The sequence below is a fragment of the Paraburkholderia tuberum STM678 genome (genome assembly GCF_902833905.1).
Taxonomy (GTDB): domain Bacteria; phylum Pseudomonadota; class Gammaproteobacteria; order Burkholderiales; family Burkholderiaceae; genus Paraburkholderia; species Paraburkholderia tuberum.
In genome coordinates this window covers 17,464-41,343 of sequence record NZ_CADFGP010000054.1, presented here as the reverse complement: position 1 = coordinate 41,343, position 23,880 = coordinate 17,464, and the positions used below count along the sequence as shown (strand labels likewise).

Sequence of the window (23,880 nt, the reverse complement as noted above, 5' to 3'; positions counted from 1 at the left end):
TCAGACGTCGGCTCCGCATTGCAAACGGTCCTTGGTCTTTGGGACACGAGCGCCGGTATCGTCCATCGCCATAGGCTGTCCACAGCACGTGTCACAGGCGACTGGCAGAACCCGGTCGCGTCGTGGCGCAGTTTCGCGTTGAATTCGTAAAAGCATCCGGAGATGCCGGTACACGCCAGGCGGCCACAGCGCACAGAATAAAAGGCGAAGAAGGCGCAAAACGCAGAGATATCGGCATGCGTCGGCGACGCCAGCGGCTATTCTTCAGACGCTGCGACTATTGCGTTTGCGGCCGGCTCTGCGGGTCGTCGGCAGCCATTCCGCGCCCCACGCGGAAAGGGGGTGTATGTCACGTCCAGAACTACCTCGGCGCACGCGACGCGCACTGCGTCGTCGGCAGTCAAACGCACGCATGTGGCTCGTCATCGGCAGTTCGCTCACCGGTCTGTCCTTTGCACATGCGGCGCTCGCAGCGGGCACTCTTCCACAAGGCGGCACTTACGTGGCCGGCACGGGCGCGATAGCAAGCCAGGCCAACGGCCTCGTGATCACGCAACCGGGGTCGACGCGCGGCGTGATCGAGTGGAACAGTTTTTCGATCGGCAGGAACAACAGCGTGACGTTCGACAACGGCTCGGGGGCGACGCTGAACCGCGTGACGGGCGGCTCGCCGTCCGCCATCTTCGGCAGGCTCAGTGCAACGGGGAGTCTGTATGTGATCAATCCGCAAGGCATCGTCGTGGGGCCATCGGGCGTGATCAGCACCGGTGGCCGTTTCGTCGCGTCAACGCTCGATGTCTGCGACTCCGCGTTCATGCAGGGCGGTGGTTCCCTCACGTTGTCGGGCGACCCGAACGCAAGCGTGATCAACCTCGGCAAGATCAGTTCGAGCAGCGGCGATGTGTTCCTGATTGCGCGACACGCCGTGATCAACGCGGGCACTATCACAGCGCCCAACGGTACGGCCGAACTGGCTGCAGGCGAACAGGTGTTGTTACAGGACTCGGGCAGCAACAGACAGGTATTCGTGCAGATGGGCAGTCGGGGCACCGTGGTCAATAGAGGGCACATAAAGGCCGCGCAGGTCAGCCTGCAGGCCGCCGACGGCAATGTCTACGCGCTCGCTGGCGGCGGCACGCGCATCCGCGCGACGGGCACGGCGGATCGTGACGGTCACGTGTGGCTCGTCGCCGATGGCGGCCGTGTCAGTCAACTCGGCAAGATCTCCGCGAGCAACGCGGATGGCAGCGGCGGAACGGTCGACACGCAAGCGGCGCAACTCGCATTCGGCAGGCATGCAGCCGTTCACGCGGGCCAATGGAACCTTTTGACGCCGGCTTTCACGATCGATGATGCCGCCGCGCGCGCGTTGCAGCGCAGCCTGAACGCCGGCACGTCGATCGATGTCACGACCACAGGCGCGAACGGCGCAACGGGCGACCTGGGCATTGCTTCGAGCCTGAGCTGGAGCGGTCCGGCTTCGCTCACGCTTGCCGCGTACCACAACGTCTCCGTGACGACGGGCACGACGATAGCGAACAATGGTGCGGGCAATCTGGCCTTGCGCTCCGACGCTTCGGGCATCGATAACGGCGGCAGCGTCATCAACAATGGCACCATCGACTGGTCGAAAAGTACGGGCATCGTCAGCACGCTCTACGATATGAACGGCAGTTACAGCCCCGGCACGCTTGTCGGCAATGCGGCCTGGAGCGTGCCGCTCTACAGCGGGCTTGTGACGCAGATAACCGGCTATAAACTCGTCAATTCGGTCACGGACCTGCAGAGCATCGAGAACGATCTTGCCGGCAACTACGCACTCGGCAAGGACATCGATGCTAGCAATTCCGCGTTCACAACGCTCGGTTACTCTTCCGCCACGCCGTTCACGGGTCAGTTCGACGGTATGTGGCATACGATTTCCAACATCTCTCCGCGTTTCGACGCGGTTTTTAACGATATTGGGGCGAAGGGTGTCGTGCGCGACGTGAACGTCAACTCGAAGGTCGGCACAACGGTTTTCTTTTTTGACGGGACCGCAATATTGGCCACCAGCAATCACGGCACGGTGGCCAACGTCTTTACATCCGGGGCCATTACCTCACAGTCCAGTGATGCAGGCGACTCATTCGCCGGGCTTGTCGCCACTAACTACGGGCTGATCGCGCGCTCGGGCAGCAGCGCGACGGTTACGGCCGACGGTTCTGTCGCTGGGCTGGTTATCCTTAACGAAGGTACGATCACCGAGTCATACTCCATCAGCCGAGTCTCCGGAATCAGCTCGCACGGCCCAGCGGGAGGACTCGTCGCGTACAACGGCGGAACGATCACACAGTCCTTTGTGTCGGGTCCCGTGGGGTCGGTATCGGGGCTGGTAGGCGGTGTCTGCGCCAGTTGCGGTGGTCTCGGCAACGACGTCTACTGGAACGTACAGACAACGGGACAGTCGTCGAGTGGCGGCAACCTGCCAGCATCGAACGGGCTCACTACCGCCCAGATGAGCGCCCCGGCGAGTTTTGTCGGCTGGGACTTCGGTCCGAGTGGCGCCTGGACGATGCCGCCCGGGGCCACGCACCCCGTCCTGACCTGGCAAGTCACCGGGCAGTGAGCCATATTTATGAGCTGGGCCAGCTCAGCATGCCGACGCTGCTGCTGATCGGCCAGAAGACACGACGGCGATCGGCAAGGACGCCTCGCCGCCCGAGGTGCGCGCGAAGCTCGGCCATTACCCTAAATTGGGCCGCGCGGCCGCGAAGGCGATTCCCCATGCGACGCTGGTCGAGTTCGCGGGGCTCGGTCACTCGCCGCAGATGCAGGACCCGGAAGCGTTTCATCAGGCACTGCTGGAGGGACTGGCGGCGGTGCCGACCAATCGTTGAGCGTTCAAAGGGCCTTCTGTCCCGCTACCGTACTCCTGCGTCGTTCACCGCCAGGCGAAACGTCCTGGTAGCTACTTTATGGCCCTTCGCGGATTTCCACGGAGGACGCTTGCGGACAGGCTCTAGTCGGCCAGGAACTGCTTGCGCCCTGAAGGCAGCCTAACCGCCGACCGAAGTGGCGGGATGCATTTCAAGCGCCGCGTTGGCGTCCCTTTTAAACGGAACCGCCGCCAGCACCGATGCAAGTACCATCAGACCTCCGCCAAACCATGCCCAGCCAGAAAGATGCTCACCGAGCCATACGTATGCGAATAGCGCGCCGAACGCGGGCTCGCTTCCCATCAGCAAAGCGACGCGCGTTGGGTTGCTGCGCTTGACGGCGAAGTTCTGTGCGAAGAAAGCGAACAACGTACAGGCGAGCACGAGGTAAGCGATGCTCGCCCAGAAGTCACCGTGCCCACTGAGCGACGGCAGCGCATCCCAATGTTGTGACGGCAGCACGAACGCCGCCAGGACACTGCCCAATGCAACGACGCCTGCCTGGACCGCCGTCACCGACAGCGGAGCAAGTTCCGATTCGCGCATCACACGCTTGGTCACGCACACCATCAGCGCACGCAGTAACGCCGCAAGAAGAATCAGCGCGTCGCCCGCGGTCGGAATGATCACGCCTGCGCTCACGAACGCGGCGCCCGTCAGCGACAGGCCCACGGCGATCCATTCGCCACTCGACGGCTTTCGTCGTAGCAACACCCATTCGACCAGCGGCGTAAGCGCGACACACAGACTGATAAGGAACGCCGCATTCGACGCGCGTGTGTGCGCTATCCCGAAAGTCTCGGCCAAAAAGATGCCGAGCAGGATTGCACTGGAGCCGAGCGCACCCAGCAAGGCGGACGCTTTGACGTGTCGCAGCGAGCGCAACGCCGGCGACAACACGAGGAACGTCAGCCCAAAGCGCAACGCCAGCAGACCGAGCACGGGATAGATCGTGAGCGCGCCTTTCACGACCCCATAACTGGTGCCCCACACCATCGCGACCGCAAGCAGCATGAGGTCGGATATCCACAACGCGCTCTTTTGCTTCGACATGACGGACCTTCTGTTTTCATTCGAACGGCCCAAATTGTCTGGTATTGCATTGACAAATATAATCCGGGTCAGTGGAACATCTTTTATGTTTGAGATGCACAAATGACTGGTGCGGGTGCGAGGGTCGCGATGAATCCCAATGAACTCTTTGCGTTGCTACCCGACATGGCGACGTTTGCGAGGGTCGTCGACGCCGGCAACTTCTCCATTGCCGCGCGGCAACTGGGCAGTACACCGTCGACTGTCAGTCGGCAGATCAAGCGCCTTGAGGATTCGCTTGGCACGCGGTTGCTTGAGCGCTCGACCCGTAGCATCCGTTTGACGGATTCAGGCGCGCAGATCTACCGGTATTGCCGGGATATGGTCGGCGCAGCGTCGGGTGCCGTCGACGTCGCTGGACAAGTGACGGGTGATCCGCGAGGCAAGGTCAGCATCAGTGCGCCGATTTCATTTGCGAGATCTGTCATCCATCCGCTTGTTCCTGAATTTCTGCGCATGTGGCCCGACGCGGATGTCCATCTGGTCTTTGCCGACCACGAAGTCGATCCGCTACGTGACGATGTCGATATGGTGATCCGACTCACGCGTTCGCCTCCGCCAGGCCTTGCTGCCCGGCGACTTGGAGCGGTCAAATGGGTTCTATGCGCGTCACCTGCCTATCTCGCGGAACGGGGGACCCCGGCCGAGCCGCACGACCTTGCTCGGCATGCATGCATGTATCTAGGGGAGACGGTCGACGACAATCGATGGCATTTCCGCCGCGACTCTGAGACACAGTCGGTCGAAGTGAAGGGGCGATACATCGCCAATGATGCGGGCGCGCGATTGGATGCTGCGCTGCATGGCCTGGGCATTGCGAGCTTGCCCGATTTTGCTGCTGCCCAGGCGATTTCGAGGGGCGACATAGTCCGGGTGCTGACCGACTGGGAATTCGAGGCCCGTACATATATGGGACCGGTCTGGCTGCTTTATCCGTCGAGTCGTTTTTTACCGTCTCGAGCACGTGCGCTCATCGATTACCTGGTGAGCCAGCTCCACGACAGGTAGGCTGCCACACCGACGGCATCAGGCGCGCAGGGCTGCGCGCCTCCTTTGCTGTCAGCCGTGGTAGAAGCCGTCGGTGACCGAGTTTTGCAGCACGCCGTCTACATAGACGCCGACAGGGTCGCCATCAGCGGACGTGAGGATCGAGCCGATGTGCTGGCCGGGTAGTTTCATCCGGCCGCCTTGAATTCTGGTCATCTCCTGGTGATCAAGTTCTGCAGCGTTCTGGATGTCGTCGATGGTCAGCGTGTTCATGATGTGTCTCCTTGAACAAGAGGGTTGTACAAACATTTAAGCGGCCGGCTGCTTGCAGCACACAACGCACATGTCATGCCATCCGGGCGTGATCTGCGCGGAGCGCGCATCCCCAGTGAATCGCGATGATGCGAGTTTGGGCGCCACCATCACTTAGCCAAACGAAGTTGGAAAATCGCTGACATGGCCTTGTTTTCCTTCTCCTACAACAGCAACGAATCGCAGGCGTTCTTGACCGAACCGCCTCACTGGTCGATGGTGGCGCATCGATTACACGTACGTGGACCTCCTGGCGGCATCCGACGTTCAAGTTCCGATGTCGCCGTTTTTAATTCATCCATTGAAAGGAAATCACCCATGGACCTGAACCTGACAGGCAAGCTCGCACTGGTGAGCGGCAGCACAGCCGGCATCGGTCTCGCTATCGCCACCACGTTGGCGCAGGAGGGCGCTCGTGTGATCGTGAACGGCCGCGCCCAGTCATCTGTGGACGACGTGGTCGCGCGGCTGAAAGCGCAGACGGGCAGCGACGTGCAGGGATTTGCGGGCGATCTCAGTACCGCCGCTTCAGCAGAAGAGCTCGCGCGACGCTATCCGGACGTGGAAATTCTGGTCAACAACCTGGGCATCTTCGAGCCCAAGCCGTTTGAAGAGATCCCCGATGCGGACTGGCAGCGGTTCTTCGACGTCAATGTCTTGAGTGGGGTACGCCTCGCTCGCCTGTTTTTGCCTGCGATGAGGCAGGCCAACTGGGGGCGCATCATTTTCATTTCGAGCGAAAGCGCAGTGCAGATTCCCGCTGAAATGATCCACTACGGGATGACGAAAACCGCGCAGCTGGCGGTCTCGCGGGGGCTCGCCGAAGCGGTTGCCGGCACGGGCATTACAGTCAATAGCGTGCTGCCGGGGCCGACGAAATCGCGGGGAGTGGGTGAATTCGTGGAGACCCTTGCCAAGGCCGACGGCAAATCGTTTGAAGCGTTCGAAACAGAGTTCTTCGAGAAGGTCCGTCCCACCTCGCTCATCAAGCGATTTGGTTCGCCGCAGGAAATCGCGTCGCTCGTGGCCTATATCGCCAGTCCGCTTTCGTCGGCCACGACGGGAGCCGCGTTGCGGGCCGACGGGGGCGTTATAAAAAGCGCCTTCTAGACCCCGAAGGCATCGGACCGGCTTCTCGCACGACCGGCCCCAATTCAGTGCAAAGACAAGGGCGGCTTGCCATGAGCCGCCCTTTTTTCGTGCGTCGCCGTGTCCGCCGATCGGTTCGCGAACCGCTTATCTGGCCGCCATCATTTCATCGCGCACCTCGGCGCCGATCTCGAACGAGCGCAGCCGCGCGGCGTGATCGTAAATCTGCGCGGTCAGCATCAACTCGTTCGCGCCGGTCTGCTCGATGATCGATTGCAGACCTTCGCGGATTGCGTCGCGATCGCCGAGCACCGTGCAGGCGAGCGCACGCGCGACGTTGTTCAACTCCATCTCCGACGCGTCGAGCCGCTCGACCGGCGGCTGCAATTGTCCCGGCGTGCCGCGCCGCAGATTGATGAACTGCTGCTGCAGCGACGTGAACAGGCGTGCGGCTTCGTCGTTCGTGTCGGCGGCGAACAGATTGACGCCGACCATCGCATAGGGCTTCGCCAGCGTCGCGGACGGCCGGAACTGCGTGCGATACACCTGCAACGCGGTCATCATGTAATCGGGCGCGAAGTGCGACGCGAACGCGAACGGCAGCCCGAGCGCCGCGGCCAGTTGCGCGCTGTACAGCGACGAACCGAGCAGCCACAGCGGCACGTTCAGGCCCGCGCCCGGCACCGCGCGAATGCGCTGACCCGCGACCGGCTCGGCGAAATACCGTTGCAATTCGACGACGTCGTCGGGGAAGGTTTCGGCGCTCGCCTGGAGATCGCGGCGCAGCGCGCGAGCGGTGGTCTGATCGGTGCCGGGCGCGCGGCCGAGGCCGAGATCGATCCGCCCCGGATACAGCGACGCGAGCGTGCCGAACTGCTCGGCGATCACGAGCGGCGCATGGTTCGGCAGCATGATGCCGCCGGAGCCGACGCGAATCGTCTTCGTGCCGCCGGCCACGTAGCCGATCACGACCGAGGTCGCCGCGCTCGCGATACCGGTCATGTTGTGATGCTCGGCGAGCCAGTAACGCTTGTAGTTCAGCTTTTCCGCGTGCTGCGCGAGTGACAGTGTGTTCCTGAACGCGTCAGCCGGCGTGGCACCCGCGGTGACCGGCGAAAGATCGAGAACCGAGAAGGGGATCATTGTCTGTTGATTGCGATGGGCGGCGCTTTCGCGCGATGGGGCATTGTGGCAAAGCGGCGCCTTTTCTGCTGGCGGCGCGGCGATGCCCCTGTCGACCGAAGGGTCGGCAGGACCGATGAGGCGCGCTGAGGCGCGACCCATGGCGCGGAAATTGCGCATGCGTAGCGTGTTCGCGCGGCGGTGCTTCGCATTCGCAGTGCGCCCGAATATGCAATCCAGCGAGTGACCGTGCGCCGATCGGAATTCGAGTGTACGGTTAAGTATCGGTGCGGTGACGCGACCCGTTGCCGGACATCCGGAATGTAGCGAAGGAGTTCCCGATCCCATGAATGTCGTCAAAGAGTTTCGTACCCGGTCATTCCAAGACGTGTCCCATGCATTGCTCGACCGCGAGGAGATCGCGCTCGTCGACGTGCGTGAGGAAGATCCGCACGCGCGCAGTCATCCGTTGTTCGCCGCCAATCTGCCGCTGTCGCGGCTCGAACTCGACGCGCCGCTGCGGCTGCCTCGCCCGGCCGTGCCGATCGTCGTGTTCGATGCCGGCGAAGGCCTCGCGAGGCGTGCGGCCGAGCGCTTCGCCGAACTCGGCTATACCAACGTCGCCTTGCTCGAAGGCGGCCTGCAAGGCTGGCGCGAAGCGGGCGGCGAGTTGTTCAAGGATGTCAACGTGCCGAGCAAGGCGTTCGGCGAACTGGTCGAAAGCGTGCGTCATACGCCGTCGCTGTCCGCGCAGCAGGTGCAGGCGCTGCTCGATCGCGAGGCCGATGTCGTGGTGCTCGACGCGCGCCGCTTCGACGAGTTTCAGATCATGAACATCCCCGGCAGCATCAGCGTGCCGGGCGCGGAGCTGGTGCTGCGCGCCCGGCAGCTCGCGCCGAATCCGGCCACGCGCATCATCGTCAATTGCGCGGGGCGCACGCGCAGCATCATCGGCGCGCAGTCGCTGATCAACGCGGGCGTGCCGAATCCGGTGGCCGCGCTGCGCAACGGCACGATGGGCTGGACGCTCGCCGGTCAACCGCTCGCGCACGGCAGCGCGCGGCGTGTCGAAGGCGCGGTCGACGACGCTTCCCGTCTCGCCGCGGCAGACGGCGCGCGCGCGCTTGCCGACCGGGCGCGCGTGCGCCGCACGTCGCGCGACGAAGCGCGCCGCTGGGCCGACGAAGCGATGCGTACCGTCTATCGCTTCGACGTTCGCAACCCCGAGGAATACGAGGCGGGCCACGTTCCCGGTTTTCGCAGCGCGCCGGGCGGCCAGCTCGTGCAGGAAACCGACCTGTTCGTGACGGTGCGCGGCGCGCGCGTGATCCTCGCGGACAGCGACGGTGTGCGCGCGAACATGACCGCATCGTGGCTCGCGCAGATGAACGTAGAGGTGTACGTGGTCGATGGCCTGACGGCGGCCGATTTCGCCGAGAAGGGCATGGCGCCGTTGGCGCGCAACGCGGTCACGCCGCCCGACGTCGACGACATCGCGCCGGCCGAGCTCGCCGCGCTGCTGCAGTCGACGGGAACCGTCGTGCTCGACTTCACGAGCAGCACGCACTATCTGAGGCGGCATATTCCGGGCGCGTGGTTCGTGATCCGCAGTCAGCTCGCCGACGCGCTGCGCACACTGCCCGACGCGAAGCGCTATGTGCTCACGTGCGGCAGCGACGTGCTCGCGCGCTTCGTCGCGCCGGAGCTCGCCGCGGCGACCGGGCGGCCGGTGCAGGTGCTGCGCGGCGGCACGATCGCGTGGATCGACGCGGGCTTGCCCGTGGAGTCGGGCGGCACGCGGATGGCGTCGCCGCGGATCGATCGTTATCAGCGGCCGTATGAGGGCACCGAGAACGCGCGTGAAGCGATGAGCGCGTATCTGGAGTGGGAGCATGGGCTCGTCGCGCAACTTGCGCGCGACGGCACGCACGGCTTTCGTGTGATTTGATGGGCCGGCCGTCCGGGGGCCGGCCATCCGGCGGCCGGCGATCCGGGGGCCGGCCATCCGGCACCCCTCTTGCGCCACGCGAATCTTCTGCCGATTCGGTGTAAACGCGCTCTCGTCGAAAGCCTCCGATGCGTTTAGATTAGCGGCATCTGGAAGGCTTTTCGAGGGACCAGGGCGGCCATAAAAGGCAGCGGTTTGTCATTCGGCGATGGCGCAAGGTGAGTAGCCAAGGTTGCTCATCGCTTCGTCTGGAGCAGACCGCTGCGCGTCGTCCGCGGTGCTTCGCGCAAGGCGGCCAATGAACCGCCGTCACTTCCGGTTGATCCTATCGACCGACATGGCGACGCTGTACACAGCGTCGCCTTTTTGCTTTTGGCGTGCCCATCTCAGCCGATCTCAGCCGATCCATTAGCGCTACGCGCAACACGTTGCGTGCGTCGCCGCACCCGACCCGCCTGCGTTGCTCGCGGTTTTCTCCGTGCGCGGTTATCCTTGTAGTACACACTACAGACCGGCCAGGCGCCGCGACGACAGATCCCACACATCCGGACAGGAACCGAAGTGAGCCTCAAACCGCTGGGCGTCACGCTACTGATAGCGTGCTTTGCGCTGACCGGCTGCGACCAACAGCAGAGCGATCAAGCCGTGCAAAAACTCAAGGACTTTTTCAACGCCGTCAAACCGGACGCGTTGCTGCTCAAGAACATGACGCCGGGCGTCACGACCGAAGCGCAAATCCTCGCGCAGATGGGCAAGCCCGAGACCACGCGCACCTTCACCGATGGCTCGAAGCGCTTCGAATATCCGCGCGGCCCGCAAGGCCTGAACACCTACATGGTCGACATCGATCGCGACGGCAAGCTGCAGGCGATCACGCAGGTGCTGACCGCGGACAACTTCGCGCAGGTTCGCTCGGGCATGACCGAGGACGAGGTGCGGCGCTTGCTTGGCAAGCCTGGACAGGTGGCGGTGTTTCCGCTGAAGCCGGAAACCGTGTGGAGCTGGAAATGGCGCGAGGGCGGCGTGACCGAAGAAGGCATCTTCAACGTTCACTTCGACCGGAACCAGAGGGTGTACACCACGTCACGCTCGGACGTGATCCGCGGGCGATAGGCGGGGGCAATGTCGATCAGAAGACGGCCGGATAAGCGGGCCGAAAAAGCGGGGTAGGCATGATACGTCGACGTCGATACAGCCGGATCGGGCTGGTGTTGGGGGGCGGCGCCGCGCGCGGCTGGGCGCATATCGGCGCGATTCGCGCGCTGCAAGACGCGGGCATCAGGCCCGACGTCGTGTGCGGCACGTCGATCGGCGCGCTGGTCGGCGCGGTCTATGCGAACGGCGATCTCGACTGGCTCGAGGAGTGGGTGTCGCGTCTCACGTGGCAGACCGTGGTGCGGCTGCTCGATCTGCGCATCTCGGGCGGCCTGCTTGGCGGGCGCAAGGTGATCCAGCTATTCGCCGACAAATTCGCCGGCCGCTCGATCGCGCAACTGCACATGCCGTTCGCGGCGGTCGCGACCGAACTCGACACCGGCCGCGAAATCTGGCTGCAGGACGGCAGCACGATCGACTCGGTGCGCGCGTCGATTGCGATTCCGGGCATCTTCACGCCGGTATGGCACAACGGCGTGTGGCTCGTCGACGGCGGGCTCAGCAATCCGGTGCCGGTGTCGGTCGCGCGGGGCATGCGCGCGGACTGCGTGATCGCGATCGATCTGAACAACGACATCCTGAACGGCCGCGATTTCGGCGGCCCGGTCATTCAAACGCCCGCGCTCGATCCCACCGCACCGCCGCCCGTCGCGCTGCGCCGCAACGGCAAGCCATGGCCGCGCTGGCTCGCGCCGGCGGAGGCGAGCGCCACCGACGACGTGCGCGTGCCGCCGAAGCCAAGCGCGCAGGTGCCGTCGATGCTGAGCTCGATCGCGCAAAGCATCGACATCATGCAAGTGCGCATCACGCGCAGCCGGCTCGCTGGCGAACCGGCCGATATCCTGATCCAGCCGCGTCTCGGCGGCATGGGCATCTTTGATTTTCATCGTGCGGCGCCAGCCATCGAGGAAGGGCGCGAGGCGGTCGAGCAGATGCTGCCGGCGATTCGCGCGCGGCTCGGGCTCGACTGAGCGCGAGCTGTCAGGCGTCGGAGCCGGCGTGAACGCGCTGATGCAACGGCGCGACGCGATCGGGCGGTGCCACCGCCGTCGGCGCGGCCTATCGAAAAAGCGACCCGAAACTTGCGAAATCGCCGCACGGCCAGGCGCGCGCGGCGCGCCCGACAACACGATAACCGCCGTGAAACCAAGCGCTACGAGGGTTCCGTCGTGCGTCGAAGTGTCATGTTGCGTCGCAGCAAACCACCCGCCGGGTATTTGAGAAATTGATTTCAGCTTGCGAGACTCCGCGCCATGCCGGAGCAGCGAGCAGCCCATGAAGCCGCCGCCATCCGCGCCAATTCTACGAACCTGGATGGAGACACGCGTGTTCCTATACGGCTTTGGTCCCGTGCTGCTCGCCGGCACGCTCCAGACGATCGAGCTGTCCGTTCTGTCGCTGGCGGCCGCTGTGTTGCTCGGCCTCGCGGGCGCGGCGGCGAAACTCTCGTTCAACCGGCCCCTGCGGGTCATCGCGACCGGCTACACGACGCTGATCCGCTCGGTGCCCGACCTCGTGCTGATGCTGCTGCTGTTCTACAGCATCCAGATCTGGCTCAATGATCTGACCGACATGTTCAGCATCGAGCAGATCGACATCGATCCGTTCGTGGCCGGCGTGCTGACGCTCGGTTTCATCTACGGCGCGTATTTCACCGAGACGTTTCGCGGCGCCTTTCTCGCGGTGCCGCGCGGCCAGCTCGAAGCGGGCAGCGCGTACGGCATGAGCGGCGTGCGCGTGTTCACGCGCATCCTGTTCCCGCAGATGATGCGCTTCGCGCTGCCCGGCATCGGCAACAACTGGCAGGTGCTCGTGAAGGCCACCGCGCTCGTGTCGATCATCGGTCTCGCCGACGTCGTCAAGGCCGCGCAGGACGCGGGCAAAAGCACCTTCAACATGTTCTTCTTCATTCTCGTCGCCGCGCTGATCTATCTGGCGATCACCACCGTATCGAACCTCGTGCTGATCTGGCTGAACCGCCGCTATTCGATCGGCGTGCGACACGCGGAGCTCTGAGCGTCATGATCGACATCCTCAATCAATTCTGGAAGGCGTATCTGTTCTGGGACGGGCAACGCCTGTCGGGTCTTGCGGTCACGCTGTGGCTGCTGGTCGCGTCGATCGCGATCGGCTTCGTGTGCGCCGTGCCGCTCGCGGTTGCGCGCGTGTCGAAGAAGCGCTGGCTGTCGACGCCGGTACGTCTGTACACCTACGTATTTCGCGGCACGCCGCTCTACGTCCAGCTGCTGTTGATCTACACCGGCGTGTACAGTCTCGCGTTCGTGCGTTCGCACAGTCTGCTCGACGCGTTCTTTCGCAGCGGCTTTCACTGTGCGATCCTCGCGTTCGCCTTGAACACCTGCGCGTACACGACCGAGATTTTCGCGGGCGCGATCCGCTCGACCTCGCACGGCGAAGTCGAGGCGGCGCGTGCCTACGGCATGAGCGCGTTCACGATGTACCGGCGCATTGTGATACCGTCCGCGCTGCGCCGCGCGTTGCCGTTGTACAGTAACGAAGTGATCCTGATGCTGCATGCGACTACGGTCGCGTTCACGGCCACGGTGCCCGACATCCTGAAGGTCGCGCGCGACGCGAACTCGGCGACCTACCAGTCGTTCAACGCGTTCGGGCTCGCGGCGCTGATTTATCTCATGGTGTCGTTCGCGCTCGTCGCGCTGTTCCGGCGCGCCGAGCGTCGCTGGCTCGCGCATCTCGCGGTGCGTACGCACTGAGCGCGCGTTGACGACATAGCATCGGGCGCCTCGAGCTTCGGCAGGGCGGCGTCCGCACCAGACCGATCCGTATTCTCACTGGGAGAGCATCTTGCTCCATACCACTCAAACCGAAGCTTGCAAGCTCGCCGTACAGGACATCCACAAGAGCTACGGCGACAACGAAGTGCTCAAGGGCGTGTCGCTCAACGCGAACAAGGGCGACGTGATCAGCATCATCGGCGCGAGCGGCTCGGGCAAGAGCACTTTCCTGCGCTGCATCAATTTTCTCGAGCGGCCGAACGCCGGGCAGATCATCGTCGACGGCGAAGCGGTCAAGACGAAGACCGATCGCGCCGGCAATCTCGAAGTCGCCGATCACAAGCAGCTTCAGCGCATCCGCACGAAGCTCGCGATGGTGTTCCAGCACTTCAACCTGTGGGCGCACATGAACGTGCTCGAGAACGTGATCGAAGCGCCGATTCATGTGCTCGGTCTGAAGCGCAAGGAGGCCGAGGACCGGGCGCGCGAGTATCTGGAGAAGGTCGGGCTGGCGCCGCGTCTCGAGAAGCAGTATCCGTCGCATCTGTCGGGCGGCCAGCAGCAGCGTGTCGCGATCGCGCGCGCGCTCGCGATGGACCCGGACGTGATGCTGTTCGACGAACCGACCTCCGCGCTCGACCCCGAACTGGTCGGCGAAGTGCTGAAGGTGATGCAGAAGCTCGCCGAAGAAGGCCGCACGATGATCGTCGTCACGCACGAAATGGGCTTCGCGCGCAATGTGTCGAACCATGTGATGTTCCTGCACCAGGGCCGCACCGAGGAAGAGGGCAATCCCGCCGAGGTGCTGAGCGCGCCGCGCAGCGAGCGCCTGAAGCAGTTCCTGTCCGGCAGCCTCAAGTAACGCGCGGCTCGCTTTTCACGGACACCCGATGGCCCGCACGTCCACCCCGGCTCGCACGACCCAGGTCGCGATCGTGGCACTGCCGCCCGTGTCGATGTCGGGCGTCGGGCCGATCGTCGACGCGCTCAGTCTAGCCAATGAAATCGACGGCCGTGCGCTGTATCGCGTGCAGGTATGTTCGTGGGACGGCCGCGCGGTGCCGCTCGCGGGCGGCGCGCAATGGCCGGCCGATGCCGCGTTCGGCGACGCGATCGCGTGTGACTGGCTGATCATCGTCAGCGAGCGGTTCCAGCAGTTCGCCGACTACCGGCTGTTTCTCGCGAGCCTCGCGCGCGTCGGTCAGCGTACGCCGCTCGTCACCGGTATCCACCACGGCGTGTGGTGGCTCGCGATGGCGGGGCAGCTGTCCGGCTATCGCGTCAGCGTGAACTGGGAAACCTATCAGCAGTTCTCTGAACAGTTCGAACGCTCGATCGTCACGCAGCAGATCTTCGAAATCGATCGCGATCGCGCGACCTGCGCGGGCGGCCAGGCGACCGTCGACTTCATGCTCGCGATGATCGGCCGCGAGCACGGGCCCGAACTCGCGGAGCGCATCGCCGATACGCTCGGCGTAGGCGTGCTGCGCGCGGGCGAGGAGCGTCAGCGCATTCCGTTCGTGACCGCGCCGGGCGAGCGCCACCCGCGCCTGAACGACGCGCTGCTGCTGATGGAAGCCAATATCGAGGACCCGCTGACCACCGATGAAATCGCCGGCTTCGTCGGCGTCTCGCGGCGGCAGCTCGAGCGCCTGTTTCGCCAGTATCTCGGCTCGATGCCGTCCAAATACTATCTGGGGCTGCGGCTGTCGAAGGCGCGCACGCAATTGCAGCGCACCAGCAAATCCGTCGTGCAGATCAGCCTCGCATGCGGGTTTGCGTCGGCGGCGCACTTTTCGAATGCGTATCGGGAGCGCTTCGGCGTCACCCCGCGCGAGGATCGCCGCAACTGGATCGACCGCCAGAGCGGCGCGCACGGCGGCGCGAGCGAGCCGCGGCCGGCCGCGCTGATCGAGCGGCCCGAGCTCGATTGATGCAAGCCATCTGAAAGCGAAACCGCGGCAAGTTCAGCGCAAAGCTCGACAGCCGCGACGCGCGGAACCTCATAGAAAGCGTCGCGTATGCGCAAGACGTGCCGCGCGCGGTTTCCTACACTAGCTGTATTACCTGTCACCCGTAAAAGGAATTGCCATGAACGACCTGACTGTGACACGCGAGACCTTCGACGAAGTCATGGTGCCGGTGTTTGCCCCCGCCGCCTTCGTACCGGATCGCGGTCTCGGCTCGCGCGTGTGGGACACGCAAGGCCGCGACTACATCGACTTCGCCGGCGGCATCGCCGTCACCGCGCTCGGTCATGCGCATCCCGAGCTGCTGAAGGTATTGCATGAGCAGGGCAGCAAGCTGTGGCACATCGGCAATGGCTACACGAACGAGCCGGTGCTGCGCCTCGCGAAGCGCCTCGAAAGCCTCACGTTCGCCGACCGCGCGTTCTTCGCGAATTCGGGCGCCGAGGCGAACGAGGCCGCGCTGAAGCTCGCGCGCCGGGTCGCGTTCGACCGTCACGGCGCGCAGAAAGATGAAATCATTTCGTTCGCCCAGTCGTTCCACGGCCGCACGCTGTTCACCGTCAGCGTCGGTGGCCAGCCGAAGTACTCGGAAGGCTTCGGCCCGGTGCCGGCCGGCATCACGCATCTGCCGTACAACGACATCGAAGCGGCGAAGAAGGCGATCGGCGCGCAGACCTGCGCGGTGATCGTCGAGCCGATCCAGGGCGAGGGCGGCGTGATCCCGGCCGATCCGGCGTTCCTGAAGGCGCTGCGCGAAGCGTGCGACCAGCACAACGCGCTGCTGATTTTCGATGAAGTGCAAACCGGTGTGGGCCGCAGCGGCTTCTTCTACGCGTACCAGGACACCGGCGTGACGCCGGACATCCTGACCACCGCGAAGGCGCTCGGCAACGGCTTCCCGATCGGCGCGATGCTGACCACCAAAGAGCTCGCCGCGCACTTCAAGGTCGGCGTGCACGGCACGACTTACGGCGGCAATCCGCTCGGCTCGGCGATCGCGGAAAAAGTGGTCGAACTCGTCAGCGACCCGAAGCTGCTCGAAGGCGTACGCTCGCGCAGCGAAGTGCTGAAGGGTCATCTCGCGAAACTGAACGAGCGCTTCGGGCTATTTACCGAAGTGCGTGGCAAGGGTCTCCTGATCGGCGCCGAACTGAACGACACGTTCCGGGGCCGCGCGAAGGACTTCGTCACCGCGGCCGGCCAGCACGGCGTGATCATGCTGATGGCGGGTCCGGACGTGCTGCGCTTCGTGCCGTCGCTGATCATGCCGCTCGACGACATGGCCGCAGGCTTCGCGCGTCTCGAGACGGCCTTCGGCGAACTCGTCGGCGCGAACGCCCAGGCGGCGTCGCATTGATGTTCAGGCGGTCCCGCACGCCCACGCTGATGCAGCGGATCATGCGTCACATTCAACAGGAACGATGATGCTCTTCGTACGTCCAGGCCGCCTTGCCGATCTCGATGCGCTCGAGCATATGGCGCGCACCGCGCAGCCGGTGCTGCATTCCCTGCCGCACGACCGGCGCGCGCTCGAAGCGCGGGTCGCGTTGTCGGAAGACTCGTTTCGCGCGGAGGTCGATTTTCCGGGCGAGGAGTTTTATCTGTTCGTGCTCGAAGACTCGGAGACCGGCAAGCTGATGGGCACCGCGAGCATCGTCGCGGCGGCCGGGTACGCGGACCCGTTCTACGTGTTTCGCAACGACGCGCTGATTCATGCGTCGCGCGAACTGCATGTGAATCGCAAGATTCACGCGCTGACGATGTCGCACGAGCTGACCGGCAAGAGCCGGCTCGCGGGCTACTACATCGACCCGTCGCTGCGCGGCGACGCGGCCGCGCAACTGATCTCGCGCGCGCGGATGATGTACATCGCCGCGAATCGCAAGCGCTTCACGCCCGAGGTGTTCTCGCTGCTGCTCGGCGTGACGGACGAAAACGGTGTATCGCCGTTCTGGGAAGCGGTGGGGCGCAAGTTTTTCGGCCGCGATTTCGCCGACATCGAAGTCGAATCGGGCGGCCGCAGCCGCACCTTCATCGCCGAAGTGATGCCGACCTATCCCGTGTATGTGCCGCTGTTGCCCGAGGCGGCGCAGCGCGTGCTCGGCGAGCCGGACGCGAACGCGCTGCTCGCGTATGAGATTCACCTCGAGGAAGGCTTCGAGACGGATCGCTACGTCGACATCTTCGACGCGGGTCCGGTACTGACCGCGCTGTTGGATCGCAGTGTCAGCGTGAAGTACAACGAAACGCGCGTCGTGCGCGAGGCCCCCGCGACGCACGGCGCAACGTACCTGATCGCGCACAACGGCGCCGCCGGCGAGTTCCGTTGCGTGCTCGGCGATCTCGCGCCCGGCAAGGAATCGGGCGCCGGGTTGTCACAGGCCGCGCGCGCCGCGCTCGGCGTACGGGAAGGCGATGCGGTGCGCTGCGTACCGCTGCATCAGCCGCAGGATGAACCATCGGGAGACGCGCAATGATCGTCGTTCGCGTAGTACAACGAGGCGATGTGGATGCGCTGATGCGGCTCGCGCAGGAAACCGGGCCGGGCCTGACCACGTTCAAACCGGATCGCGATGCGCTCGCGGCGCGTGTCGAGCGCGCGCGCCGCACGATGGAAGATCAGGCCGCGCCGCACGAGGCCGGTTATTTCTTCGTGATGGAAGACACCGCGACCGGCGACGTGGCCGGCGTCTGCGGCATCGAAACGGCGGTGGGTCTGCAGCAGCCGTTCTACAACTATCGCGTGAGCACGGTCGTGCACGCGAGCCAGGATCTCGGCATCTGGACGCGCATGCACGCGCTGAACATCTCGCACGACCTCACCGGTTATGCGGAAGTGTGCTCGCTGTTCCTGAGCCCGCGTTATCGCACGAGCGGCGTCGGCGGCTTGCTGTCGCGCTCGCGCTTCATGTTTCTCGCGCAGTTTCGCGAGCGTTTTCCGCAGCGTCTGTGCGCGGAGCTGCGCGGCCATTTCGACGAGCAGGGCACGTCGCCGTTCTGGCGCGCCGTCGGCTCGCATTTTTACCAGATCGATTTCAACGCGGCCGACTATTTGAGCTCGCACGGCCGCAAGGCGTTTCTCGCCGAGCTGATGCCGCGCTATCCGGTGTACGTCGAACTGTTGCCGGAAGAGGCGCAGCGCTGCGTCGGCCTCACGCATAACGACACGATTCCCGCGCGCCGCATGCTCGAAGCCGAAGGGCTGCGCTATGAGAATCACGTCGATATTTTCGACGCGGGCCCGGTGCTCGAATGCCATATCGCCGATTTGCGCACGGTGCGCGAAAGCGTGCTGGTCGCGGCTGAAATCGGCGAGGCAGCGGAGCAAGCCGCGCAGGACGGGCCGAAGTCGATGGTATCGAATACGTCGCTCGGCGATTTTCGCGTAGGCGTCGTGGCGGGCGTGCCGCGCAACGGCGTGTGCCGCCTGAGCGCGGCCGAGGCCGACGCGCTGCGCGTGCAGGCAGGCGATCCGCTGCGGGTGCTGCCGTTGAAACACAAACAAGGACGATCATGAGCGAGCTTTTCATCGACGGCGAATGGGCCGCCGGCACAGGACCCGTATTCGCATCGCGCAATCCCGGCACGGGCGCGGTGGTGTGGCAAGGCAACAGCGCGTCGGCGGACGAGGTCGATCGCGCGGTACGTAGCGCGCGCCGCGCGTTCGCCGCGTGGTCGGCGCTGACGCTCGACGAGCGCTGCGCGGTGGTGCGCCGTTTCGCCGCGCTCGTGACAGAGCGCAAGGAAGCGCTCGCTGAAGCGATCGGTCGCGAGACCGGCAAGCCGCTGTGGGAAGCGCGCACCGAAGCGGCCTCGATGGCCGCGAAGGTCGAGATCTCGATTCAGTCCTACAACGAACGCACCGGCGAAAAGCGCTCGGCGATGGCCGACGGCACCGCGGTGCTGCGGCATCGTCCGCATGGCGTGGTGGCGGTGTTCGGGCCGTACAACTTCCCGGGCCATCTGCCGAACGGGCATATCGTGCCCGCGCTGATCGCCGGTAATGCGGTCGTGTTCAAGCCGTCCGAACTCGCGCCCGGCGTCGCGGCGCTGACCGTGCAGATCTGGCGCGACGCGGGGCTGCCTGCCGGCGTGCTGAATCTCGTACAGGGTGAGAAGGACACCGGCATCGCGCTCGCGAATCACCGGCAGATCGACGGACTGTTCTTCACCGGTAGTTCGGATACCGGAACATTGCTGCACAAACAGTTCGGCGGACGGCCGGAGATCGTGCTCGCGCTCGAAATGGGCGGCAACAATCCGCTCGTGATCGGCCCGGTCGCGGACCTCGACGCCGCCGTGCACCACACGATTCAATCGGCGTTTCTGTCGGCGGGGCAGCGCTGCACGTGCGCGCGCCGCATCTTCGTGCCCGACGATGCGTTCGGCGAGCGTTTCCTCGCGCGCCTGACGGAAGTGACCGCGCGCATCGGCGTCGGTGAATACAACGCCAAGCCGCAGCCGTTCATGGGCGCCGTGGTGTCGGCGCGCGCGGCCTCGCGTTTGATCGGCGCGCAGGAGCGTCTGCTCGCGAGCGGCGCGAAGGCTCTGCTGAAAATGGAGCAGCGCGATCCGCAACTCGGCTTCGTCACGCCCGCGATTCTCGACGTGACCGACGTAAAGGACCTGCCCGACGAGGAGCACTTCGGTCCGCTCGCGCAGATCATCCGCTACCGCAATTTCGACGACGCGCTCGAACGGGCGAACGATACGGAGTTCGGTCTCTCGGCGGGCCTGCTCGCCGACGACGAAGCGCTGTGGACGCATTTCCAGCGCACGATTCGCGCGGGCATCGTCAACTGGAACCGGCCGACCAATGGCGCTTCTTCAGGAGCGCCGTTCGGCGGGCCGGGCCGCTCCGGCAATCATCGGCCGAGCGCGTACTATGCGGCCGACTACTGCGCGTACCCGATGGCTTCCGTCGAGAGCGCGCAACTGAACATGCCCGCGAGCGTCTCGCCGGGCCTCCAATTCTAAGGATCGACGATGCTGCAAGCCACTGAAGCCAATTTCGACGGCCTGGTCGGCCCGACTCACAACTACGCGGGCTTGTCGTTCGGCAACGTCGCGTCGCAGAACAACGAGAAGTCGGTCGCGAATCCGAAGGCCGCGGCGCGCCAGGGTCTGCGCAAGATGAAGCAGCTGGCGGACCTCGGCTTTCATCAGGGCGTGCTGCCGCCGCAGGAGCGTCCGTCGATGCGTCTGTTGCGCGAGCTCGGTTTTTCCGGCGACGATGCTTCGGTGATCGCGCGCGTCGCGAACAACGCGCCCGAACTGCTCGCGGCGGCGAGTTCGGCCTCGGCGATGTGGACCGCGAACGCGGCGACGGTGAGCCCGTCCGCGGATACGCACGACGGCCGCGTGCATTTCACGCCGGCCAATCTGTGCAGCAAGCTGCATCGCGCGATCGAACATGAGTCGACACGCCGCACGCTGCGCGCGATGTTCAGCGACACCGACCGCTTCGTCGTGCACGAGGCGCTGCCCGGCACGCCCGCGCTCGGCGACGAGGGCGCGGCGAATCACACGCGCTTTTGCGAGCAATACAAGGCGCGCGGTGTCGAATTCTTCGTGTATGGCCGCAGCGAGTATCGTCGCGGGCCGGAACCGAAGCGCTATCCGGCGCGCCAGACGTTCGAGGCGAGCCGCGCGGTCGCGCATCGTCATGGCTTGCAGGAAGCGGCGACCGTGTACGCGCAGCAGAACCCTGAAGTGATCGACGCGGGTGTGTTCCATAACGACGTGATCGCGGTCGGCAATCGCAACACGCTGTTCTGCCATCAGCTCGCGTTCGTCGAGCAGCAGGCGGTGTACGACGAGCTGCGCGCGAAGCTCGCGAGCCTGCACGCAGGGTTCAACGTAATCGAAGTGCCCGACGCTCAGGTCAGCGTCGCCGACGCGGTGACGTCGTATCTGTTCAACAGCCAGCTGCTGACTCGGCCCGATGGCAAGCAGGTGCTGGTCGTGCCGCAGGAATGCCGCGAAAATCCGCGCGTGGCCGCGTATCTGGATGAGCTGACTGCGCACAGCGGTCCGATCGACGAAGTGCTCGTGTTCGATCTGCGCGAGAGCATGAAGAACGGTGGCGGGCCCGCATGTCTGCGTCTGCGCGTCGTACTCGACGACACGGAACGCGCGGCGGTCGCGCCGGGTGTGTGGCTCGACGACACGCTGTTCGGCCGTCTCGATGCGTGGATCGAAAAGCACTACCGCGATCGTCTCGCACCCGCCGATCTGACCGATCCGAAGCTGCTGGTCGAGTCGCGCACCGCGCTCGATGAGCTGACGCAAATCCTCGCTCTGGGCTCGCTGTATGACTTCCAGCGCTGAGCACCCGATGGCGGCCCCGAGCGCGATGCTCGACGATTTTCTCGCGTGGACGCTCGCGGGGTCCCGGCCTGCCGCGCAGCAGGCGCAAGGCACGTGTGCGAACGGCGTGCGCTGGACGTGGCAGGGCGACGGTGTCCTCGTCATCGAGCCCGCGGAGCAGCACGCGGACATCCGTAGCGTGCTCGTGTCGGCCGGCGTGCATGGCGACGAAACCGCGCCGATCGAACTGCTGTCGCGCATCGTCGCCGATATCGCGCAGGGCCGCGCCGTGCTTGCATGCCGGTTGCTCGTGATTCTCGGCAACATCGAGGCGATGCGCGACGGCGGCCGCTATCGCGACGACGATCTGAACCGGCTGTTCAGCGGCCGTCATCTGCAACTGCCGCACAGTCATGAGGCGCCGCGCGCGGCCGCGCTCGAACAGGCCGCGACGCGCTTTTTCGCCGACGCGTCCGCCGCGCCCGGCGCGCGCTGGCATATCGACATGCATACGGCGATCCGCGCGTCGGTGTTCGAGCGCTTCGCGCTGTTGCCGCATACCGGCAAGCCGTTTTCGCGCGCGATGTTCGAATGGCTCGGCGACGCGCGTATCAGCGCGGTGCTGCTGCACACGACGAAGGGCAACACCTATTCGCACTTCACCGCGCAAGCGTGTGGCGCTGCTGCGTGCACGCTCGAACTCGGCAAGGTGCGGCCGTTCGGCGAGAACGACCTGACACGCTTCGAGGGCGCGGATCTCGCGGTGCGCGCGCTGCTGGCCGGCACGCGCGTGGGTTCGCAAGCCAATACGCGAGCCGACGCGCAAGCCGCTCTGCCGCGTGTGTTCACCGTCGTCGATCAACTGACCAAGCAAAGCGACGCATTCGAACTGCTGCTCGCGCCGGACGTACCGAACTTCACGCCGCTCATAAAGGGCAGCTTGCTGGCGCGCGACGGCGACTTTCAATACACGGTGCAGCGCGACGAAGAGCGCATCGTGTTTCCGAACCCGACGGTTAAGCCCGGCCTGCGCGCCGGTCTGCTCGTCGTCGACACCACCGCCGACACACTGTCCAGGCTTGTCTAGACAGGTTCCATGTACAATCGCGGGCTTCGCGGCTGTCGCATCTACGGGTCACGCCGGCCGCGCGAGTCCGAAGCGCGGCGGGCGTAATCCACCTGTGCGCGCCGAATCGGCTCCGTTTCAGTCCACACCGTAAAGGAACATCCGTAATGAAGAAGAATTGGCCCAACCTGGCCGCGCTCGCGCTGGTCGCGACGGCGGTGTTGACGGCAGGCACCGCGTCGGCGGCTGAGATCAAGGAAGTGCGCTTCGGCGTCGAGGCGTCGTATGCGCCGTTCGAATCGAAGTCGCCCGCTGGCGAGTTGCAGGGCTTCGACATCGACGTCGGCAATGCCGTGTGCGCGAAGCTGAAGGCCAAATGCGTGTGGGTCGAGAACTCGTTCGACGGCCTGATCCCGGCGCTCGAAGCGCGCAAGTTCAGCGCGATCAACTCGGACATGACGATCACCGACCAGCGTCGCCAGGCGATCGACTTCACCGATCCGATCTACACGATCCCGAACCAGATGATCGCGAAGAAGGGCAGCGCTCTGCAGCCGACGCCCGCATCGCTGAAGGGCAAGCACGTCGGCGTGCTGCAGGGCACGATCCAGGAAACCTATGCGAAGGCGCGCTGGGCGCCGGCCGGGGTCGACGTCGTGCCCTATCAGACGCAGGACCAGATCTACGCGGACCTCGCGTCGGGACGTCTCGATGCGTCGTTCCAGGACGCCGAAGCGGCATCGAAGGGCTTTCTGAAGAAGCCGCAGGGCGCGGGCTTCGAGTTCGCCGGTCCGGCCGTCAGCGACGACAAGCTGCTCGGCGCGGGTGTCGGCTACGGCGTGCGCAAGAACGACAAGGCACTGAAGGATGCGCTGAACGGCGCGTTGAAGGAGCTGAAGGCGGATGGCACGATCGACCGCCTCGCCGCCAAATACTTCGACGTCAAAGTCGTGCTGAAGTAACGATGCATCGAAGTGTGCAAAACGGCCGCGCGTTGCGGCCGTTTTGCTTTCTGCACGCGTGTCGCAAACGTTCAGCAAATATTTCGAGATATTGCCTCGTAAGCCTGTTCGTGCCCAATGACGCTGCGATAAAATTGCGACGCACACTGCCGCGCGCGACGGAGCTTGCAACGTCACAGAAACGCGCCAACGTG

The 23,880-nt window shown here is 64.8% G+C and carries 20 protein-coding genes and 1 pseudogene; 18 read left to right on the top strand and 3 right to left on the bottom strand.

The window, feature by feature from the left end:
- Positions 1-346: 346 nt before the first annotated feature.
- Positions 347-2,608 carry a two-partner secretion domain-containing protein gene (locus tag HWY30_RS32525; protein ID WP_090803985.1) on the top strand — a complete coding sequence of 754 codons (2,262 nt, stop codon included), beginning with the start codon at positions 347-349 and terminating at the stop codon, positions 2,606-2,608.
- A gap of 5 nt (positions 2,609-2,613) precedes the next feature.
- Positions 2,614-2,879 (top strand): annotated as a pseudogene (locus HWY30_RS32520) (alpha/beta fold hydrolase); the annotation flags it as partial.
- 159 nt (positions 2,880-3,038) lie between these two features.
- Here the strand turns inward: HWY30_RS32520 and HWY30_RS32515 are convergent.
- A complete protein-coding gene (locus HWY30_RS32515) occupies positions 3,039-3,971 on the bottom strand; it encodes a DMT family transporter (RefSeq protein ID WP_090803986.1) in 933 nt (310 codons plus the stop codon).
- A 129-nt stretch (positions 3,972-4,100) separates the two neighbouring features.
- Here HWY30_RS32515 and HWY30_RS32510 point away from each other — a divergent pair, with 129 nt between their 5' ends.
- Positions 4,101-5,018, top strand: a complete 918-nt coding sequence (locus tag HWY30_RS32510) for a LysR family transcriptional regulator (RefSeq protein ID WP_090805674.1) — start codon at positions 4,101-4,103, stop codon at positions 5,016-5,018.
- 51 nt (positions 5,019-5,069) lie between these two features.
- Here HWY30_RS32510 and HWY30_RS32505 read toward each other — a convergent pair whose 3' ends face one another.
- Positions 5,070-5,270: a hypothetical protein gene (locus HWY30_RS32505; protein WP_090803988.1), complete on the bottom strand. Its 201-nt coding sequence runs from the start codon at positions 5,268-5,270 to the stop codon at positions 5,070-5,072.
- A 357-nt stretch (positions 5,271-5,627) separates the two neighbouring features.
- On the opposite strand from HWY30_RS32505, the gene HWY30_RS32500 reads away from it, so the two are divergent.
- A complete protein-coding gene (locus HWY30_RS32500; RefSeq protein WP_090803990.1) occupies positions 5,628-6,419 on the top strand; it encodes an SDR family NAD(P)-dependent oxidoreductase in 792 nt (263 codons plus the stop codon).
- A gap of 126 nt (positions 6,420-6,545) precedes the next feature.
- On the opposite strand, the gene HWY30_RS32495 is transcribed toward HWY30_RS32500, so the two are convergent.
- The gene (locus tag HWY30_RS32495; protein WP_090805675.1) at positions 6,546-7,541 is read right to left on the bottom strand and encodes an LLM class flavin-dependent oxidoreductase; all 996 of its coding nucleotides are present in this window, start codon (positions 7,539-7,541) and stop codon (positions 6,546-6,548) included.
- Between the two features lie 325 nt (positions 7,542-7,866).
- Between HWY30_RS32495 and HWY30_RS32490 the strand changes: the two genes are divergently transcribed.
- The 14 genes from HWY30_RS32490 to HWY30_RS32425 all read left to right on the top strand — a co-directional run bounded on the left by HWY30_RS32490 (position 7,867) and on the right by HWY30_RS32425 (position 23,686).
- A complete protein-coding gene (locus HWY30_RS32490) occupies positions 7,867-9,468 on the top strand; it encodes a rhodanese-related sulfurtransferase (RefSeq protein WP_090803992.1) in 1,602 nt (533 codons plus the stop codon).
- A 561-nt stretch (positions 9,469-10,029) separates the two neighbouring features.
- Positions 10,030-10,581, top strand: a complete 552-nt coding sequence (gene bamE / locus HWY30_RS32485) for an outer membrane protein assembly factor BamE domain-containing protein (protein ID WP_090803993.1) — start codon at positions 10,030-10,032, stop codon at positions 10,579-10,581.
- 59 nt (positions 10,582-10,640) lie between these two features.
- Positions 10,641-11,594: a patatin-like phospholipase family protein gene (locus HWY30_RS32480; RefSeq protein WP_090803995.1), complete on the top strand. Its 954-nt coding sequence runs from the start codon at positions 10,641-10,643 to the stop codon at positions 11,592-11,594.
- A gap of 355 nt (positions 11,595-11,949) precedes the next feature.
- On the top strand, positions 11,950-12,639 hold the full coding sequence (locus HWY30_RS32475) for an ABC transporter permease (protein WP_090805677.1): 690 nt from the start codon (positions 11,950-11,952) through the stop codon (positions 12,637-12,639).
- Between the two features lie 5 nt (positions 12,640-12,644).
- Entirely contained in the window at positions 12,645-13,358 is a 714-nt protein-coding gene (locus HWY30_RS32470) for an ABC transporter permease (protein WP_090803996.1), read from the top strand.
- A 91-nt stretch (positions 13,359-13,449) separates the two neighbouring features.
- Positions 13,450-14,241: an ABC transporter ATP-binding protein gene (locus HWY30_RS32465; RefSeq protein ID WP_090803998.1), complete on the top strand. Its 792-nt coding sequence runs from the start codon at positions 13,450-13,452 to the stop codon at positions 14,239-14,241.
- A 28-nt stretch (positions 14,242-14,269) separates the two neighbouring features.
- The gene (locus HWY30_RS32460; protein ID WP_090803999.1) at positions 14,270-15,313 is read left to right on the top strand and encodes a GlxA family transcriptional regulator; all 1,044 of its coding nucleotides are present in this window, start codon (positions 14,270-14,272) and stop codon (positions 15,311-15,313) included.
- A gap of 157 nt (positions 15,314-15,470) precedes the next feature.
- Complete coding sequence (locus HWY30_RS32455) at positions 15,471-16,706, top strand: aspartate aminotransferase family protein (protein WP_090804001.1); 1,236 nt, start codon at positions 15,471-15,473, stop codon at positions 16,704-16,706.
- Between the two features lie 67 nt (positions 16,707-16,773).
- Positions 16,774-17,826, top strand: a complete 1,053-nt coding sequence (aruF, locus tag HWY30_RS32450) for an arginine/ornithine succinyltransferase subunit alpha (protein WP_090805680.1) — start codon at positions 16,774-16,776, stop codon at positions 17,824-17,826.
- Positions 17,823-18,866 carry an arginine N-succinyltransferase gene (gene astA, locus HWY30_RS32445; protein WP_090804003.1) on the top strand — a complete coding sequence of 348 codons (1,044 nt, stop codon included), beginning with the start codon at positions 17,823-17,825 and terminating at the stop codon, positions 18,864-18,866. Before aruF ends, astA begins: the two co-directional genes overlap by 4 nt.
- Complete coding sequence (gene astD / locus HWY30_RS32440; protein WP_090804006.1) at positions 18,863-20,326, top strand: succinylglutamate-semialdehyde dehydrogenase; 1,464 nt, start codon at positions 18,863-18,865, stop codon at positions 20,324-20,326. The genes astA and astD overlap by 4 nt, the downstream gene beginning before the upstream one ends.
- A gap of 12 nt (positions 20,327-20,338) precedes the next feature.
- Positions 20,339-21,679 (top strand): N-succinylarginine dihydrolase, encoded by a 1,341-nt coding sequence (gene astB, locus HWY30_RS32435; protein ID WP_090805678.1) that lies wholly within the window; start codon positions 20,339-20,341, stop codon positions 21,677-21,679.
- Positions 21,663-22,745 carry a succinylglutamate desuccinylase gene (gene astE / locus HWY30_RS32430; protein WP_090804008.1) on the top strand — a complete coding sequence of 361 codons (1,083 nt, stop codon included), beginning with the start codon at positions 21,663-21,665 and terminating at the stop codon, positions 22,743-22,745. Before astB ends, astE begins: the two co-directional genes overlap by 17 nt.
- 146 nt (positions 22,746-22,891) lie before the next feature.
- Entirely contained in the window at positions 22,892-23,686 is a 795-nt protein-coding gene (locus HWY30_RS32425; RefSeq protein ID WP_090804009.1) for an ABC transporter substrate-binding protein, read from the top strand.
- Positions 23,687-23,880: the final 194 nt, after the last annotated feature.

Coding starts and splice junctions, on each gene's coding strand:
- HWY30_RS32495 (WP_090805675.1), bottom strand. CDS start 7,541: ATGATCCCCTTCTCGGTTCTCGATCTTTCGCCGGTCACCGCGGGTGCC.
- HWY30_RS32515 (WP_090803986.1), bottom strand. CDS start 3,971: ATGTCGAAGCAAAAGAGCGCGTTGTGGATATCCGACCTCATGCTGCTT.
- HWY30_RS32470 (WP_090803996.1), top strand. CDS start 12,645: ATGATCGACATCCTCAATCAATTCTGGAAGGCGTATCTGTTCTGGGAC.
- astA (WP_090804003.1), top strand. CDS start 17,823: ATGATCGTCGTTCGCGTAGTACAACGAGGCGATGTGGATGCGCTGATG.
- HWY30_RS32460 (WP_090803999.1), top strand. CDS start 14,270: ATGGCCCGCACGTCCACCCCGGCTCGCACGACCCAGGTCGCGATCGTG.
- astE (WP_090804008.1), top strand. CDS start 21,663: ATGACTTCCAGCGCTGAGCACCCGATGGCGGCCCCGAGCGCGATGCTC.
- HWY30_RS32525 (WP_090803985.1), top strand. CDS start 347: ATGTCACGTCCAGAACTACCTCGGCGCACGCGACGCGCACTGCGTCGT.
- HWY30_RS32500 (WP_090803990.1), top strand. CDS start 5,628: ATGGACCTGAACCTGACAGGCAAGCTCGCACTGGTGAGCGGCAGCACA.
- HWY30_RS32505 (WP_090803988.1), bottom strand. CDS start 5,270: ATGAACACGCTGACCATCGACGACATCCAGAACGCTGCAGAACTTGAT.
- astD (WP_090804006.1), top strand. CDS start 18,863: ATGAGCGAGCTTTTCATCGACGGCGAATGGGCCGCCGGCACAGGACCC.
- HWY30_RS32480 (WP_090803995.1), top strand. CDS start 10,641: ATGATACGTCGACGTCGATACAGCCGGATCGGGCTGGTGTTGGGGGGC.
- HWY30_RS32425 (WP_090804009.1), top strand. CDS start 22,892: ATGAAGAAGAATTGGCCCAACCTGGCCGCGCTCGCGCTGGTCGCGACG.
- HWY30_RS32510 (WP_090805674.1), top strand. CDS start 4,101: ATGAATCCCAATGAACTCTTTGCGTTGCTACCCGACATGGCGACGTTT.
- HWY30_RS32490 (WP_090803992.1), top strand. CDS start 7,867: ATGAATGTCGTCAAAGAGTTTCGTACCCGGTCATTCCAAGACGTGTCC.
- HWY30_RS32455 (WP_090804001.1), top strand. CDS start 15,471: ATGAACGACCTGACTGTGACACGCGAGACCTTCGACGAAGTCATGGTG.
- aruF (WP_090805680.1), top strand. CDS start 16,774: ATGCTCTTCGTACGTCCAGGCCGCCTTGCCGATCTCGATGCGCTCGAG.